14 protein-coding genes and 1 pseudogene are annotated in these 17,562 nt (G+C 49.1%); all 15 read right to left on the reverse strand.

All coding sequences use genetic code 11. The features are described 5' to 3' along the window. Positions 1–95: 95 nt before the first annotated feature. The 15 genes and pseudogenes from GUA98_RS23105 to GUA98_RS23175 all read right to left on the reverse strand — a co-directional run bounded on the left by GUA98_RS23105 (position 96) and on the right by GUA98_RS23175 (position 17,522). Entirely contained in the window at positions 96–1,373 is a 1,278-nt protein-coding gene (locus GUA98_RS23105) for an MFS transporter (protein ID WP_193724519.1), read from the reverse strand. A 213-nt stretch (positions 1,374–1,586) separates the two neighbouring features. Next, entirely contained in the window at positions 1,587–2,540 is a 954-nt protein-coding gene (locus GUA98_RS23110) for a PH domain-containing protein (RefSeq protein ID WP_415753058.1), read from the reverse strand. A 147-nt stretch (positions 2,541–2,687) separates the two neighbouring features. Then, positions 2,688–3,107: pseudogene (locus GUA98_RS23115) on the reverse strand (PH domain-containing protein); the annotation flags it as partial. Then, complete coding sequence (locus tag GUA98_RS23120) at positions 3,100–3,594, reverse strand: PH domain-containing protein (RefSeq protein WP_193724522.1); 495 nt, start codon at positions 3,592–3,594, stop codon at positions 3,100–3,102. The pseudogene GUA98_RS23115 and the gene GUA98_RS23120, both read right to left, overlap by 8 nt. 31 nt (positions 3,595–3,625) lie before the next feature. Further along, positions 3,626–4,714, reverse strand: a complete 1,089-nt coding sequence (locus GUA98_RS23125) for a LolA family protein (RefSeq protein ID WP_227780016.1) — start codon at positions 4,712–4,714, stop codon at positions 3,626–3,628. Positions 4,715–4,750: 36 nt separating this feature from the next. Continuing rightward, entirely contained in the window at positions 4,751–6,214 is a 1,464-nt protein-coding gene (locus GUA98_RS23130; protein ID WP_193724524.1) for a sensor histidine kinase, read from the reverse strand. Further along, positions 6,211–6,921 carry a response regulator transcription factor gene (locus GUA98_RS23135; protein WP_193724525.1) on the reverse strand — a complete coding sequence of 237 codons (711 nt, stop codon included), beginning with the start codon at positions 6,919–6,921 and terminating at the stop codon, positions 6,211–6,213. Before GUA98_RS23135 ends, GUA98_RS23130 begins: the two co-directional genes overlap by 4 nt. A gap of 214 nt (positions 6,922–7,135) precedes the next feature. Beyond that, positions 7,136–8,191: a phosphotransferase enzyme family protein gene (locus tag GUA98_RS23140; RefSeq protein WP_193724526.1), complete on the reverse strand. Its 1,056-nt coding sequence runs from the start codon at positions 8,189–8,191 to the stop codon at positions 7,136–7,138. Positions 8,192–8,434: 243 nt separating this feature from the next. Further along, positions 8,435–9,190, reverse strand: coding sequence for a phosphate ABC transporter ATP-binding protein PstB (gene pstB / locus GUA98_RS23145; RefSeq protein WP_095291715.1), 756 nt, complete (start codon positions 9,188–9,190; stop codon positions 8,435–8,437). Between the two features lie 12 nt (positions 9,191–9,202). Then, complete coding sequence (gene pstA / locus GUA98_RS23150) at positions 9,203–10,090, reverse strand: phosphate ABC transporter permease PstA (RefSeq protein ID WP_095291810.1); 888 nt, start codon at positions 10,088–10,090, stop codon at positions 9,203–9,205. A gap of 2 nt (positions 10,091–10,092) precedes the next feature. After that, complete coding sequence (gene pstC / locus GUA98_RS23155) at positions 10,093–11,028, reverse strand: phosphate ABC transporter permease subunit PstC (RefSeq protein ID WP_236146679.1); 936 nt, start codon at positions 11,026–11,028, stop codon at positions 10,093–10,095. A 114-nt stretch (positions 11,029–11,142) separates the two neighbouring features. Next, positions 11,143–12,081, reverse strand: coding sequence for a phosphate ABC transporter substrate-binding protein (locus GUA98_RS23160; protein ID WP_193724527.1), 939 nt, complete (start codon positions 12,079–12,081; stop codon positions 11,143–11,145). Positions 12,082–12,721: 640 nt separating this feature from the next. Then, a complete protein-coding gene (locus GUA98_RS23165; protein ID WP_153976681.1) occupies positions 12,722–14,014 on the reverse strand; it encodes an arsenic transporter in 1,293 nt (430 codons plus the stop codon). A gap of 139 nt (positions 14,015–14,153) precedes the next feature. Then, positions 14,154–16,250, reverse strand: a complete 2,097-nt coding sequence (locus GUA98_RS23170) for a methyl-accepting chemotaxis protein (protein WP_193724528.1) — start codon at positions 16,248–16,250, stop codon at positions 14,154–14,156. A 228-nt stretch (positions 16,251–16,478) separates the two neighbouring features. Further along, positions 16,479–17,522: an EAL domain-containing protein gene (locus GUA98_RS23175; RefSeq protein ID WP_193724529.1), complete on the reverse strand. Its 1,044-nt coding sequence runs from the start codon at positions 17,520–17,522 to the stop codon at positions 16,479–16,481. Positions 17,523–17,562: the final 40 nt, after the last annotated feature.

The following is a 17,562-nucleotide window of genomic DNA, read 5'->3' on the forward strand; positions in this document are numbered from 1 at the left end:
CAACAAAAGTAACGCATCATTATCATCTTGGCAAAATTCCACTAATATTATATGCAGCCTTCCACGGAATCGTTCAGTTTTCAATAGGATATAGACTAGCTATGGAGAGATTTTGATGATGAGCTGTGATCCTTATAATATGACTGTCTTGAAGGAAGCCAGCTCGTAAGCCACAACAGAAGGGCACCGAGCATCAGAACGGCCGAAACGACCGTATATACCGTTCGAAGAGAGATCACTTCGGCAACTACACCCATGACCAAAATCGAAATGACCTGCAATGCGCTCAGCATGAGTCCAAGTACGCTGCTCATTCGCCCCATCAAGTCTACCGGTATATTATTCTGATAAAAGGTGACCAGTCCCGTGTTTGCCGGCGCCGAACACAACCCAAGCAGAATAAAGGCGAATGCGGCAAGCTCGAACGAAAACGAACGAGCGAACAGGAAATAGCCAAGCGCGACCAAGAGCACGCCCCCGCCCATCATGTGACGGATGGACAAATGTTTGGCGAACAACCACACCAGCAGAGAACCCGCCATGTATCCAGCTCCAGTAACACTCATCAATGCGCCATACTGTGACTCGGACAGGTTCATGACTTGACGGATAAACACCACTTCCTGTGCATCCAGCGACATGCCGATAACAAGAATAATCTGGAACAAGGCATAGATGCCCACCACATATCCTGCTTGGCGACTGAATAGCATGACCGCTCGCCAATCCTGGGCGATCAGACGAGGGGTTAGCCTTGTCCTGCCGCCGGTCTGCTCTCCAGTGCCCAGCCTTGGCAGTAACATCAGGACGAGCGCCGACACCACAAAGGAAGCTGCATTGGCATAGATCGCCGCTACAGGAGACAGATAGATCAACATGACTCCGGCTATGGCCGGACCGGTAATAAAAGCACCTGAACTGATCATTGCCTGCAGGGAATTGAATCGCTTGCGCCGCTCAGCAGGAACCAGCCGGGAGATGTACACCTGAGAAGAAGGTACGAATATGGATGAGGACATGCTGACGAGAAACATAATGCAGTACATCATCCATAGACTGGGCATCAGCGGAAGCAATGCCACGAGCACAGCTCTCACCACATCCGCCCCAATCATCAGCTGCCGCTGGTCGTAGCGGTCAATCAGACTGCCTGACCAGAACTTGGTGCATACCGAGGCAATTGGCGAGATAATCCACAAGCCTGCGACTGCCGCCGGGGACTGTGTCATGTTAAGCACCATCAAATTAATGGCCACAATGTAGATAAAATCCCCCAGATTGGATATGCCTACTCCGCCCAGCAGCAAGCCGGCATGTTTCCACCCACCTGATTCGGCACCCTTTCCTTTCCCTTGATCACGATCATTGCTCATCCATCATATCCCTCCCGGATTCATTCCTTAAATTATTCAATGCGCTAATTTAAAACCCAATAATTGTATTATCTCCTATTTGATTCTTTTTCGCAGTAAAAAAAATGGACAATACCTGCGTCGATCATCATATTTCGCAGGGCTTACCGTACAAAAAAGACCGCCATTAATCTGGCAGTCCCAAGTCGGTTTAATCCAAGCTGCTTTTCTATATCATTTTTGGGTCAAATCCGAAGCCTGCCGAAACCATTCATTTACGGCATAAGCCTGACCATATTCCAGGAATATGGCTTTGAAGCCGCCTCGATTCACCATCAGCCTCGCCCGAACGGATAACAAGGACTTGCTTCGCTGTCTTCGGGTAGCCACCGTATCCACTGTGACCACATGAGGCCGGCGCATCAGTGCTGTTCTGCGGGAGATGGCCCGGTGGCGAATGGTTAGCAGCTTGCCCTGAATGCTCAGCCCTTCATCCTTGAAGCACCCGTACCCCCAGACAGCACATAAGGGAATAAGGAGAAATAGAAATGCACCCACCGGGCCCAGAAACACCGTCCCCGCTGTTCCCAGTAGGGCTGCGCCAAGCAGTTTCCAGCGCAAGAATAACCAGCGAGCTCGGTCCGGTGGTCTGTTGGCGGGTGGCTGCATGACGAATTGCGGTACAATTCGGGCAAGCAGCTCATTGACATCGCGGAGCGGCAGCAGCGGATGAAGCATCATTTTTTTCTCCGTCTCTGAAGTCAAAACATAAATCTCCACCTCGGCATAACCAAACGGCTGTCGCAGCAGTCCCTCCCTGATCTCTACCGCCTGGACCTTCCCTGGAGAGAACACATGCTTCTTTCGGTCGAGCAATCCGGAAACTATCGTAATATTACCGCCTTCCTGCTCCACTGTGAATCCGGCATACTTTATCGTGAACAGGACAGCAGACAAGATCCAGGCCAGCAAAAACATGACAGGAACAAGTCCGAGCCACCAGATCGCCGGCAGCTGTCCAGCCCGCTCAACCAAGCTGCTGTAGAAGTGCGCAGGGAGCAGATCATCCGCGAAGGAATAAACCCCCGTACCGAATACGACGACGAGCGGCAAATTCATCGTGGTCAGCGCTCCGGCAAACAGTCTTCCGGCTGACAGCCCCAGCAGAACTTCCCGTTCTGGCTGCATAAGCGTAGCGGATGCCTGGATGTGTTTCTCCTTTTGCTCAGGAGATTCTCCCTCTTCATCAGAGTTAAGATCTTCAGCATGTTCAGCTGGGAGAGGTGCTTCCGCTTTCTTCACAGCCTCATTCCGTTTCTGATACAACCACTGCTCTATCCGTTCGGCCTCCGCAACTGCCAGAGCAGGTAATACACCATCGGCCTCTTTGCTGCCGCCCGGCGTCTCAATCTTGAGCTGGGCTAGCCGGAGCAAGCGCTGAATCAGAGGCTACTGTGTCTGGATGGAGTGAATACGGCTGAAATAGATCGATTTCTCCTCCCGGACAAAGATGCCCTGACGCAGCACAATCCGATCATCCTGAAGCGTGTAGCTGAATTTACGCCATTTAAACCACCCATACAGAATAATAGGAAGCGTAAATAGAACAAGGACAGCAGCATAACCATACCAGGGAAATTTGCTCCAGTTCACACCTTTGATGATGAGTAGAACGAGGATGGGAATGATGGACTTCATTACGCTAAAAAAGGGAAATAACATGTACAGCTTATGTAGATGCTTGGGTTCATTCATCGGGATCTTCCACCTTCGCCAGATGTCCGATACTGCGCTTCAATTGCTCTGCTTCCTCTCTTTCCAGTCCGGCGATATGGAGTGTGGCTGCGGCAGTAACGATGCTGACCTTGGCAAGTCCATACTTTCGCAGCAGCGGACCGCTCTCCAGTTCCACCTGCTGTACACGCGTCATCGGCACAATCGTATCCGTATGCCATAACCAGCCGGAATGAATCTCCACTTCATCCTCAGCCACCCGAAAACTAAAGTGTCGGTGTCGCAAGCCGGGCAAAATCCATGTGTACCAGACCAGTGAAATAACAAAAAGCCCTAAGCCAAACCAGCCCGGCCACAGCACCCAGTCTCTAACCCATGCGATTATCAGATATCCAGCAGCCAAAAGAGTCAACAGCCCATTGACCATAAGGGCCGTCAGGGCTGTAGCTTGTTTGGCTTTGGGGTGGAGACGTCGCAGTTCTCCGTTGTTAACCTCTGTGTAATCCATTGCGTGACTCACACTCTCCTACCATTCAAAATTAAGGCTGATTAGGAAGCTTCAGATCCTTCGCCCAAGCCTGAAGCTTCTCCTTCGTCCATTCCCCGTTCTCACCCATGATGGAGTAACGCAACCCATTTTCAGTCCATGATATGTTTCGTATGCTCTTCATATACGAACCCTCGGTATCCCGAACCTCCACCTTGGACTCATCAGGCAGCATTGTATCATCCACATTTTCATCCGGTGCCTTGAATACGGACAGACTCACTTCAACCTTGTCGTTGTTGACGTAATACAAAGTCACTTCATCCCTGCCCAACTCTCCGCTTGATGAAAACATCTCGACCCGAGACAGCTCAAGCTCACCGCTCATATCCTGTAAAAAGGGTTGGCCCAACGCTTGTTCGGCTTCTTCCAGACTCACTTCCGAACGCTGGCTCAGATCGTTCAGATCTTTCACTTCCACTTCTTCGGGAATGTCGATTACGAACGTATCCTCCGAAAATTCGGGATCATATTGAATCGGATCATAGACCATTTCTGACTTTTCATCACCATATGTGCTGATGACTTTAACAATCATCCACGTTTTGGGGTCAACCCAATATTCGGAGGAGATGGATAAGGTGCCATTCTCTTTCGGCATCAGCTTGATGTGAATGACCTCTTGTCCGTGAAGCTCTTCCTGTCCCATCATATCCACATCATGGGAATCCCGCAACCGTTCCAGCTGATCCACCAGCATCTGCTTTTGAGTCTGTTCTGGCTGTTGTCCCGTGGCAGCTACGTTCATCGAATAGGCCGTACCGGTCTCTTTTTCGTAAATGGTGATATCTGTTCCGTTATTGACCGCGTAGCTGATATGGCCATTCTCCTCTGTTTCGGTGCGCTTACGCCCGGTCTCTCCGTCAACCCATTCCTTAATGTGCATGGTGTGACTCAATTTATCATCTGACCACACTTTCATTACACCTTCGGCATAGTAGGAAGCGGGCTTCGTTTCTGCAGTGACAACCTTCTCGATCATCTCATCACCAGACAGGCCAACCAGATCCTTCTCAGCGCAGCCTCCGAGCAGTGACCCCGCAAGTAGCGCTGTACCGAGCATCATCCAACCTTTTTTCATCATTATCGTTCATCCTCTCTCATTCGTTTAAGGGCATTACAACTCGGGCAATCGGCATGCAGCCAGCGTGCCATATCCTTCAGCCGACCACATGCGCATCTCACCTCCATGCTTGATCGCAATCCGTTTGGCTATGCTTAATCCGAGACCCGAACTGCCCGCATACGCCTTCTCTTCCTGATTCTGATGTTGAACATAGGGTTCGAAAATACGATCCAGCTGTTCTTCGGGAATAGCAGTCCCTTCATTTTGCACCAGAATTAATGTTGCCCCCGTTCTGTACTCATTCAGCTCCTGCGCCAGTGTTGGAATAACCCATTCCGGCAGCGGCTGATCTGAAGCAATCACACCCAGACCCATCAAACCGTTCTGGCTTGTATGACGCAGGGCATTGTTGATCAAATTATCTGTCAGACGCATCAGTTGTTCGGGATGAAGCCGGTAAAGGCGGTCCGTGCGGACAGCCGTTCTCACCTCAATCTGTCCACGCTCGGCAAGTCCCCCGTAACTTCCAAGCAGCATATCGAAGAACTCTTCTCCTTCCACCTCCACCATGGCCATCTCCAATTCACTGGAACCCAGCGCCGTATACATTTCAAGTTCACCAATCATGTGTTTCATCCGTTCCACATTACCATACAGCACATCCCGGTAGTCCCGTCTCTCTGACGGCTCCAGCGGAGCATTCACACTGAGTGCCTCCGCATAGGCACTGATGGACATTAATGGTGTCTTCAGATCATGAGACAGCGAAGCGACCATGAGCTCTTTCTCTTTTTGCTCCTTCTCCACCTCTGCCTGAGTCTGCCTGACTTTCTCCTGCATGGCATCAAATTGCTCCAGCAGCATGCCCATTTCATCCCGACGTGCAGGCACGCTATCTACGGGGACCTCACCCCGCGCAAACGCATGCATTCGGCCCATCAGATGTCTCATCGGACGGAAGAGCTTTCTGGATAGCAGCCAGAGCACGGTGCCATATAACAAGATGAAGAAAATACCAGCGAACCCAACGACCCAGGCTGTCCGAACCGAGATGCCCTCCAGCCACTCTCCGCGAAGCATGGTAATCTCGTAAATGCCAATCAGTTCACCCTTTTCCCATACCGGCTTTTTCAGCGTAAACGTGCGATGACGAATCTGCATGTCGTACAGATCACGATATAATTCCGAACCCCTTACGGTATAAGCTCCGGCAGCCCACGTATCCCCACCGGATGTATACACCCGGATCCCTGAAGGCAGATAGAGGTCAACGTTCACTTGATCACTAACCAGCTCGGAGAGCGAAGCATAGGCATCCGAAGATTGCAGACGGTACAGGCCCGGATCGGACAACCTCTTTTCAATGGGGGCAAGCCGCCCGGTTAATTCTACATATTCCGCTACGGAGCGCTGGTCATTATAGTAGTTGTATAGGGAGAAGAGTGCCCAGCCCGCAGCGACAGGAAGCAGCATCACAATGAGAAAAGCAACCATCAACCAGTACTTCAGCTTCATTCTGCTATATCTCCTATAAATCGGTATCCGCTGCCCCACACGGTCTGAATCCAGCGTGGTTGATGTGGTTCGTCGCCCAGTTTGGCCCGCAGGCTTTTGACATGGACGGTAACCGTACCTGAGCTTCCTGCTGCCGGCTGGTTCCACACATGTTCGTACAGCTCCGCTTTGGTGAATGCACGGCCCGGATGAGAGGCGAGCAGCGTGAGCAAAGCCCACTCCTTGCCCGTCAGTACGACATCTTCCCCGTGAACCTGCACCTGTTGATTCAATGGGTTGATCGCCAAGCCGTCGTTGTACGCTTGATGGGTTGCTTCCGGCTTGATGCCCTGATATCGGCGATATCTGCTCAGGTGGGATTCAATACGGGCTGTAAGCTCCGCCAGGCTGAACGGCTTGGTAATATAATCGTCAGCGCCCAGACCAAGCCCTCTAACCTTGCTCTCCTCTTCGATGCGTGCACTCATCATGAGCAGCGGAACGTCGCTGATCAGCCGGATATTTTTACATACCGTGAACCCGTCCATCTCCGGCAGCATCAGATCGAGCAGGACCAGCTGATAGGTCCCCTTCCTGAAATCTTCCCAGCTCTCCAGGCCGCTCGAAGCCCAGGTCACCCCATATCCCTCACGCCGAAGATGGTCCATCAAAATGCGGGCAATTTCCGGATCATCCTCCACCAGCAGTATGTTCACGTTGTCTCTCATCGCTGCTTCATCCTCCCATGACTGTATTGTAACGAAATACATCTTTCTCTCCGCAGAGTTTATACTTTCTTCATAAATGGTTCTTGAAGCAAAAAAGCCAAGAGTATACAAAAAGAGCCCCCTGAGTTCAGGACGCCCCAATTATATTGGCTCAAGCATGTGGTCATAATGTTGTGATGTCGTGATGCCTTCATTACTGTATTAAATAGCAATCTTATAATTCATAGAAGATACTGTGGTTCTCGACGTAGGGTCTGCAATATTTGCTGCAGAGCTTCGGCATCCGATCCTTCATCCATTCATGTCTGGACTCGTTGGCCATCTGGAAGGCATAGTAACCGAACGTAAAAATGAGCATGAATCCTTCCATCAGCCTGATTTCTTGTTCGGTAAGCGGAGCTGTTTGTTTGGTATAACCCGACAGGAAGATATCCCGTTCTTCCCGATTGAAGATCAAGGCTGCACCTGCAGCATCGAAAAGATAATAGCCATCACCATATAAGCAAAAGTCGATCATGGAGATTCCGTGTTCCGTCACCAGCAGATTCCCCCGGGTGATGTCACCATGAATCACTCCCCATGTCTCTGGGCGAGTAGGATATGCTTCCAGCTGGTTGTTGATATTCGCAAATGTCTCACGTATTAAGGCAAAGTCCTCAGGTGTAAATATGCCCAATCTGACACCTTCCTCAAGCTGCCCAAGCATGTTTAGATTTTCCTTGATACTGCCATATGATGGACGAACTTCAGTCTGGCCTGTCCAGCCCTCCTTCACTTCTGGTCCGTTGCTGGTTGGTCCAGATGTATCCTTCATACGACCATAGTGGTGAAGTGTCTGCATCTGTATTCCCAAGTCATGAATCTGCTCTCTTGTCAGCTGCTCTCCTTGCTGAATGTCCCTGCCTTCAATCCATTCCAGCATGGTGCAGCAGATTTCCTCCCCGCCTTCCAGGAAGCAGACGGTAACCCAATCTCCCGACAGATTACGAACAGGGTGCTGCACGCGTAGATCAGTCGTTGAATTTAATTCATGAAGGAGATTCATCTCCGCTTCCAGCGCCGGACGTGTATGTTGAATACCGGTCATGCTTGCATAAGCAGCTTTATGTATACGCAGCAGATACTTCTGTCCACTTGCTTCGTCCATAATATGATATGTCAGGTTCTCATTGTGACGGATAAAGGAGGCAACGGGCTTCCTTAAGGGATAATGTGTTATCGCATCCGTTACCAAGCTGTCCAGGAATCGTTCGTGGTCCGTTGTTATCATCAACATCTCCTTCAGAATTCTAGATATTCAACTTGTCATCTCTACCTTCAGAAATATAGATCAGATCAGTGCTACTCATTATCTTGTAACTCTGGTTATCGTAGCATGATTGTTTTTGTTATGGCAAACTCTACCATTCCTAAAATATAAAAAGCATAACCCCATACGTTGCCGTTTGGGTGTTATGCTTTCTTCTCTGTTTATGACTCTATATTATACTCCATCCAATGTCATGCACTTTCCTTAACCGAAACGTCCCATAATGTACTCTTGCGTCAAACGGTTGTCGGGGTTGGTGAAAATATGTTCCGTATCCCCGTGTTCAATCATGCTTCCCAGATAAAAATACGCTGTATAATCCGAGATGCGTGCTGCTTGCTGCATATTATGGGTTACGATTACGATTCGGAGATCCTTCTTAAGCTCGGAAATGAGTTCCTCCACTTTACCCGTTGATACCGGGTCCAGCGCGGATGCAGGCTCATCGAGCAACAAAATCTGAGGATCAACAGACAGTGCGCGGGCAATACACAGACGCTGTTGTTGTCCACCAGAGAGAGACAGGGCCGACTCATTCAGTCGATCCTTCACTTCATCCCACAGCGCGGCGCGGCGCAAGCTTTTCTCCACGATTTCATCCAGTGCCTTCTTGCCTTTGATACCGCGGTAGCGGGGGCCAAACGCGATATTGTTATAGATGGACTTATGAAATGGGTTTGGCTTCTGCCACACCATGCCGATTTTCTGGCGCAATTTGATCACGTCGGTGCCTGGCTCGTTCAGGTCTTTACCATCCATCCAGATGTGCCCCTCTGTGCGGGAACCGGAAATCTCATCGTTCATGCGGTTGAGGGACCGCAAAAACGTGGATTTACCGCAACCGGAAGGTCCGATCAGCGCTGTAACGCTGGCTTCAGGAAACGCAAGGCTGATCTGCTTGACTGCCTGGAAATGCCCATAATATATGCTTAACTGTTCCGTACCAAAAGGTATGGCCATGTTGGTTCCTCCTTATTTCGAAGCTGTCATGCGGCGGTATACAACCCGGCCGATCCAGCGCGCACTCAGATTGAACGCCAGTACAAGGATAACAAGCACCGCAGATGCTCCGGCTGCCACTTCCTTGGAATCTGGCCCGATGCCTTCACTGTTGACTTTCCAGATATGAACGGCAAGTGTCTCTGCCGGACGGAATGGGTTAAGCGGCGATCTTGGGCTTGTCGGATTCCAATCCGTGAAGTCCAGCGGCGGACTGCTCATCCCTGCCGTAAACATCAGGGCTGCCGCTTCACCGAAGATCCGGCCGGAAGCCAGGATTGTACCTGTAATCAAGCTTGGCAGCGCCACAGGCAGCAGGATGGACGTGATGATCTTCCATTTGGACAGGCCCAGTGCCAGGCCCGCTTCCTTCTGTTCCTTCGGAACGGCCCGGAAAGCCTGCTCCGTTGTCCGCACCATCAGCGGCAGATTGAATATCGCGAGCGCCATGGCACCCGAGATCAGGGAGAAGCCTAGGCCGAACGTATTTACAATCAATAAGAGACCAAACAAACCGATAACGATCGACGGGAATGAGGACAATACCTCAACAACCAATCGGATAAAACTTGTAATTTTGCCTGGCTTCGCATACTCCGCCATATAGATTCCTCCGCCCCAACCGAGCGGAATAGTGATAATGAGCGTTAAGATTAACAGGAAGATGGAGTTAAAGAGCTGTGGTCCAATCCCGCCGCCCCCTTTGAGCAGCTGCGGTGCACTCGTCAGGAAGTGCCAGTTGATTTGCCCTACTCCCCGGAACAGGATGAATCCCAGCAAACCGAGCAGCAATACCACGATGAACAAGGCCAAAACAACTATGACGGATGTAGCAATTTTATCGACCGTTTTTGCCTTCATTTTCATACCCGGTTTCTCCTTTCGAGCAAACGAACCAGAATGACGAATACAAACGTCATTACAAGCAGGACAAGCGCCATACTCCAGAGCGCATTATTATGAACTGAACCCATTGTGGTGTTACCCATACTCAGGGTGATTACACTTGTTAATGTAGAAGCTGATTCAAGCAAGGATGTCGGTACATGCGGTGCATTACCGATAACCATCTGTACAGCGAGTGCTTCACCGAAGGCACGAGCCATACCCAGAACGATCCCTGTCAGCAAAGCTGGCAGAACCGTTGGAATAATTACGCGGTAGATCGTCTGCCAGCGCGTAGCGCCCAGAGCATAGGACGATTCACGCAAACCTTTGGGCAGAGCAGACAGAGCATCGGCCATAATGCTTGTTACGGTAGGCAGAATCATTACGGATAGAACTAGACATCCGGCTGCAATCCCGATGCCGGCTCCGCCGAAGATGCTGCGCAATAGAGGCACGATAACACTCAGACCGATAAAACCGTAAACGACAGACGGAATACCGGACAACAATTCAATGGCAGGCTGCAGTATCTTTTTCCCTTTACCCGGCACGATCTCCGTCATAAAGAGTGCTGCACATAAACTGAGCGGGCTTGCAATCAAAGCGGCCAGCAGGGTGGTTGTGAAGGAACCGGTGATGAACGGTAATGCTCCATAGGCTGCTGGTTCTGATGATGGACTCCACGTTTTGCCGAACAGGAATTCACTCAGGCTCACACCATCCTTAAAAAAGGTGGAGAGACCCTTGGACGCCACAAAATAAACGATGGAAAACATGACAACGATCAACAATACGACACAAATCGACGTATAGATGCGTCCTGTCCATTCTTCCCAGAAATGTTTCTCTCTCAAGGGCCGGCGTGACTTGATCTTGCTGTTCATTACCGTCCCCCCTTCGGTCTGTTCCATAACAACCATCCTTCTATAATAGATTAATGTAAAATATGGGATTATTTCAGTTCAAACCGCGCAAAGAGGCAGGACCTTAGTCCGCCTCTCTCGCTGTATGAGCAAGTTCAAAGATTATTGAGTCAGGTTACCTGCTGCATCGCGTTTTACTTTCATGCCGGATACCGGAATGTAACCCAGTTCCGTTACATCATTTTGTTGAATTTCGTCACTCAGCATGTAGTCGAGGAATGCTTTTGTAGCTGCATCCGGCTCACCTTTCGTGTACATGTGCTGGTAAGCCCATACTGGATATGTTCCAGATTCTACGTTCTCAACGGTTGCTTCAACGCCTTCGTATTTCAATACTTGCAGGCTGTCATCGAGGTAAGACAGTGCCAGGTAACCAATTGCACCTGGAGTCTCGGATACAAGCTTCTTCACTGTACCTGAGGAATCTTCTTGGATGGAACCTTGGATATCTTCTACTTTTGTTCCCAGAGCGAATTTCTCAAATGTTGCACGAGTACCGGAGCTGCTTGGACGGTTAACGATAACGATTGCTTGGTCTGCACCACCAACGTCTTTCCAGTTTGTGATTTTACCGGAGAAGATGTCGATCAATTGTTGTTTCGTCAGATCTTCCACACCTGCATCTTTGTTGCTTACTGGTGCGATCGCCACTACTGCTACTTGGTGGTCAACCAGTTCTTTTGCTTTTGCTTCATCTTCCAGCTTCTCTTCTGCAAATACGTCGGAGTTACCGATTGTAGCTTGTCCGTCGGATACTTGAGTCAAACCCGTACCACTACCGCCACCTTGCACTTGCACTGTTACATTTTTATATTCATCAACTGCCATAAATTTTTGTCCAGCTTGATCTACCAGAGGTTGCAGTGCTGTTGAACCAACAGCCAGGATGTTTCCGCTAAGCTCAGCAGCTGTTTCTGTTCCGCCTGCTCCTGAACCATTGCTTGTAGCGCCCTCTGTACCAGCGTCATTTTTGGATCCGCATGCTGCGAGTACCAGTACGAACGTTAAGGTCATCAAAATAAACGGCAACTTTTTAAACATGTTTTGTTTTCCTCCCCCAATGTAGTGATGGCGTTTTGTGAATTTGTTTGTTCACCATCAACTCTTTTATCATTGTAGTTTCGGTATGTCATCTCAAAATCAATGTTTTGTAAACGCAATGTTAAAATTATGGGCGGTGTTTTGAAATAACTGGAAGGCAAATAACTCCATGAGCGACCGTTTCGGTTACGGATCGTTCTTCCGATCGCTGTATTGGCTCAGCCTCACGTAAATTACATCGTGCCACTACGCTGACAGAACAATCTTCCGATCGCTGTTATCCCCGGATTTCATTATTTTTCCCTTTGGTAAAAATCCGGTGATAAACGCGAACGCTTCGCTTCTACAGATTATTGCTGTCCTCTCCGTTCCAATGTAATGTAAAAAAACTTCAAGCAGCAGGCCAGCGCTTCTTCAGAATCGATTCCGTCCCCTCCGCTGCTTCGGTGTTGTATGGTCGCTTCCAGACGTTCCAATCCACCGCCTGGGGAGAGGTGAGAAAATACAAAAAGACCAGCCAATAAAAGGCTGGTCTTTTTGTAAATACTTTTTGTTAATGATATTTAAACTTCATATATAGAAGAAAATAAAAAAACTGCCTTCTCAAGTGCATGGCACCTGAGATAAGCAGCCTTTTCTACTAATTCAAAATCCACAGCCACAGGGCCAGTCCAGCCAAGGTAATCAACAATGTCGGGATCGTCAGGATTACACCTGCCTTGAAATAATATCCCCACGTAATCTTTACACCCTTCCGCGACAACACATGCAGCCAGAGCAATGTGGCAAGTGAACCGATCGGCGTCATTTTGGGACCCAGATCAGATCCAATCACGTTGGCATAGATCAACGCTTCTCGAACAATGCCTTCCGTATGTGCATCCTGGATGGCCAGTGCGTTAATTAACACGGTTGGTAGATTATTCATCACCGACGATAACACCGCTGCAATCAATCCCATGCCCACTGATGCAGCCAGCAGGCCATGCTCTGCTATGGCATCCAGCCAGCGGCTCAGATAATCTGTTAACCCAGCATTACGCAGTCCGTATACAACGATGTACATGCCTACCGAGAAGACCACAATGGACCAAGGCGCTTCCTTGACAACACGTTTCAGGTCAACCGCTTCACTCTTGCGTGCCAATATGGCGAATAGCAGAGCGACGGCGCCCACGATAACCGATACCGGGATCGGCAGAAACTCACTTGAGACGTAGGCTATCAAAAGCAGTGCAAGCATATACCAGGCAATACGGAACATCCGCGGATCGCGAATGGCTTCCTGGGGATCGCGAGCGGCGGAGATGTCGTAGCGATGAGGGATACTTTTACGATAAAACAGATACAGCATTCCTGTACTCGCTACCATGGAAAAGATATTGGGAACAATCATCCGCACAGCATACTCCACAAACGTAATTCCAAAATAATCGGCTGACACAATATTCACCAGGTTGCTGACAATCAGCGGCAGTGACGTGGTATCGGCAATAAACCCGCTTGCCATGACAAATGCAAGTACCATGCGTTCATCGAATTTCAGCGCACGCACCATGGCGAGAACAATCGGAGTCAGAATAAGCGCCGCGCCATCGTTGGCAAATAAAGCAGACACTGCTGCTCCGAGCAATATGGAATAGATGAATAGTCTGCGTCCATTCCCTCCAGCAAGTCTCGCCATATGAAGTGCAGCCCATTCGAAGAACCCGGTCTCATCCAGAATCAGTGAAATCATAATGATGCCGACAAATGCCAGTGTTGCATTCCATACGATGGATGCCACATCGGAGGCATCATTCAGACTGACGACACCACATAGCAGGGCGAGCACGGCTCCACCTGAAGCAGACCAGCCAATCCCCAGTCCACGAGGCTGCCAGATCACCAGCGCAACGGTTAATGCAAAAATTAGTATAGCTACGTATGTCATAAATCCTCCTGTACTTCACCCTATTACTACTATTATAAATACACCGCAATCTAAGAGAAAAACCAACGATATAGTTATACAGGGCAACAGGAGGATTGTCTATCTTTATTTTATTCTATGAACAAGTAATATCACCGGGTTATGCCTGGTCCTTGTTTTTCGGCGTATCTTCCACCATTTTGAACATGCCCAGCAGGCCTTGCAATTGTTCCGCCATACTGTTCAGATGTGCGGATGATGACGCAATCTCTTCTACAGATGCCAGCTGTTCCTCAGAGGAAGCCGATACGGATTCCGTATTCGCAGCACTCTCCTGGGTTACGACAGAAATATCATTCATGGCTTGGGCAACACGAGCCGCTCCTTCTTCCAGCTGCTTCGTTGTTTGAGACAGATCATCGAGCGTATGGGCTGCATCTTCAACGGCCACACGAATCTGTGCGAATGATTGGCCCGAAGTATTTACTGCCTGAATGCCATCCTCTACCCGGGTCTGGGCAGCTGTCATGGCATCCATAGCGGCATCCATATCCAGACGGATATTATGAACGAGTTCACCGATTTGCGCTGCAGAGCTGCCGGATTCTTCTGCCAGTTTCCGAACCTCACCTGCTACGACTGCGAATCCACGACCAGCATCCCCCGCTCTCGCCGCTTCAATGGACGCGTTCAGTGCAAGCAGGTTGGTCTGTTTGGAGATGGTGGCGATGACATTAACCATGTTTCCGATTTCTGTCGACCGCGCATTCAATGACTGAACCACCACCGCCAGCTGTTCCACCGTCTCCTGAATGCTGCTCATCTGATCCATGGCCTGTCCCGCTGCTTCATTACCGGAATAAGCTGCTCCGGATGTATTCCGCATGTTCTGCGTAATGGATTGCACACGTTCAGACATCATGCGGACATCTTCGACCATACGACTCATCTGGCCCGATCCGTCCGTCACGCTCTTCACCTGCTGCTCTGCACCTTCCGCAAGTTCCTGAATTGAAAGGGTCGAATGCTCAATGGCTTTGGTCGTTTGCTCCGCACTCGCCGACAATTCCTGAGAGGAAGCCGATACCTGCTCCGTCGTCTCCTGTACACCCAGAATCATCATACGAAGGTTATCTACCATTCGCTCAAAATACTTGGCGAGATCACCGACTTCATCTTTTCGTCCGGTTTCCATCTTGACCGTCAGATCCCCTTTGCTCACAGCACGAGCAGACTCCTGCAGACGCCGGATTGGACGCAGCATGGAACGTGTAAACCAGAGTATGAATATTAGCGTGAGGAAGGTCGCAGCCAGAATGACGATTAAGGTTGCCATCCGAATGTCTTTACTGGCATGGGACAATTCACTTTGGAACATCGTTCCGCCAATCTTCCAGCCCGTAGCTTCATTGGTGGAGAAGATCATCATTTTGGAATCACCATTGTAGGTGTAATCGAACGATCCCTCTTGTTCTGCAAACATGGGGTCCAAAGCCTCTGACGTTTCTTGCGTGCCAGATTCCACCACAGGTGAGGAGATATAATTTCTCTCCGGATCCATAATAATAACGTACCCTTCCTTGCCCACCTTAATGGAAGCCTGTTCGCTAAGTTCCGTTAGATCCAAAGACAGACCTACTACACCAGATTGATCTTCCAGTGTTTTGGAGATAAACACAACCGTTACTCCATCCGTATTCTTGGACACGGCCGACACAGCGGGATTGCCCGGGTTGGCCATCGCCAGCTTGTACCATTCCCGCTCCCTTGGATCATAGTTGGACCCTTGTGCACTGCCGGTTGTTTCTTTCCCCCTAACCATGGTTCCATCTTCAGTTCCTACAAATATATTCAACGCGTCGGGATGCAATCCGACATACTGCTGTAACTTCACTTCCACTTCAGAAATACCACTATCCTCATTAAGCATGTCTGTCCGAATGGAATCGGCAAAATAATTGATATCGTGAATCTTCGCATTGACATGGGTTTCAATAATTGAATTCGTCGTGCTTACACTTTGTTTGGCACTATCCATCAGTTGACCTTCTACCGTGCGATCGGCAATCAACAGTGTGATCATTCCAATGATCAAACTAGGCACGAGCAATACGGCCAGAAAGGATACCAGCAATTTATTTCGTATACTCCAGACAAAGCCCTTTTTCTTGTTCTTCTTCTTTTTTGCTTTATTTTCTTTCTGTTTGACTGGTTTGGCAGCCTTTTTCGCTTGCCCTTGGTCCAGATTCTCCCCCATCTGCTTTTCCCCCTCTAAAAAGTTCAATCCTTCTTTGTTTGTATGTTGGACCCTCTCCATGTCTACCTTAACCCTTCTCTTCATACCAAATCTTCGCGATAGGGTTATCTTATATATCGGATTAAGTTCAAATTTATTTGATTACAATAATTTACATGACATGTCAAACAAGCCACTCCGCTAATTGGAAGTGACTTGTTTATATGTACACATTAAAAAGGCATTTATCTAGGCGGATGTTTGACGGTATGGGCCCTGTGGCGGCTTGGGCGACGGTTTGCCAAAGTAGTATCCCTGAGCCAGCTCGATCCCTATGGAGCGACAAAAATCGAATTCCTCCATGCGTTCGATGCCTTCAGCAAGCACACGTCCCCCGAATCGGCGTGACATCTGCACAATATCCATAATTTGCTGTTGTTTCACCGGGTCACGATCACACTGATCAATCAGACTGCGATCAATTTTAACAAAATCAGGCTCCAGCCGATTCATTAATTCGATGGTCGAATACCCTGCCCCAACATCATCCAGTGCTACCGACATTCCATGGGAACGATACACCGAAAAAATATGCTGGAGAATGGACATATGCTGGATCTGTTCCGTTTCCACAACTTCAAACACAAAATCCTTGGGATCCAGCTCCAAGCGCTCAATCGCTTCAAACGTATGGGTCAGGCAAAATTCAGGATTGTATATAGAGGAGGGCAGAAAATTCACAAAGCGCTTAACACCATGAGGCAAAAAAGCTGCACTTGTTTCGATTGCTGTGATTCTTGCGGTCCGATCCAAAAAGGAATGTAAACCCGTGTCCCGGGCAACCTCAAACAAGTTATACGGGCTAAACGTCTTGCCATTTTCGGAAGGTCGAAGCAAAAACTCGAATCCGACAATCTGTTCATTGGCATCAACAATAGGCTGCATATGACTGCTGAATTGATTGTTCAAAATAATCGATACCAGATCTGCATGCTTGAATCGAGATTTCATCATCTGAAGACTAATCCAGCCTGCTTGATCCACCTGTTCATGAATTGGAGTTACCTGTACTGTAATGGATTCCGGACGGATGACTTCGAGCTTCTGTATGGCTTCCAGCCAGTTTTGTACAGATTCGGCATTCGTATAGTTCATCCATATCGCTTCATCCGAATATTCAACATGCACACCCAACGTTCTCAGCAATTCCAGCAAAACGGGGAAAACGGGACGCAGATACAGAGTACCTTGATCCTCAATTGGATAGATTGGACTGCAGCCACTGCAATTCATGTAGAACCCCCTTGCCGGTTTATGTTTCTATTTCAATTAA

It is taken from the genome of Paenibacillus sp. P13VS, from assembly GCF_015143645.1.
Classification (GTDB): Bacteria; Bacillota; Bacilli; order Paenibacillales; family Paenibacillaceae; genus Paenibacillus; species Paenibacillus xylanilyticus_A.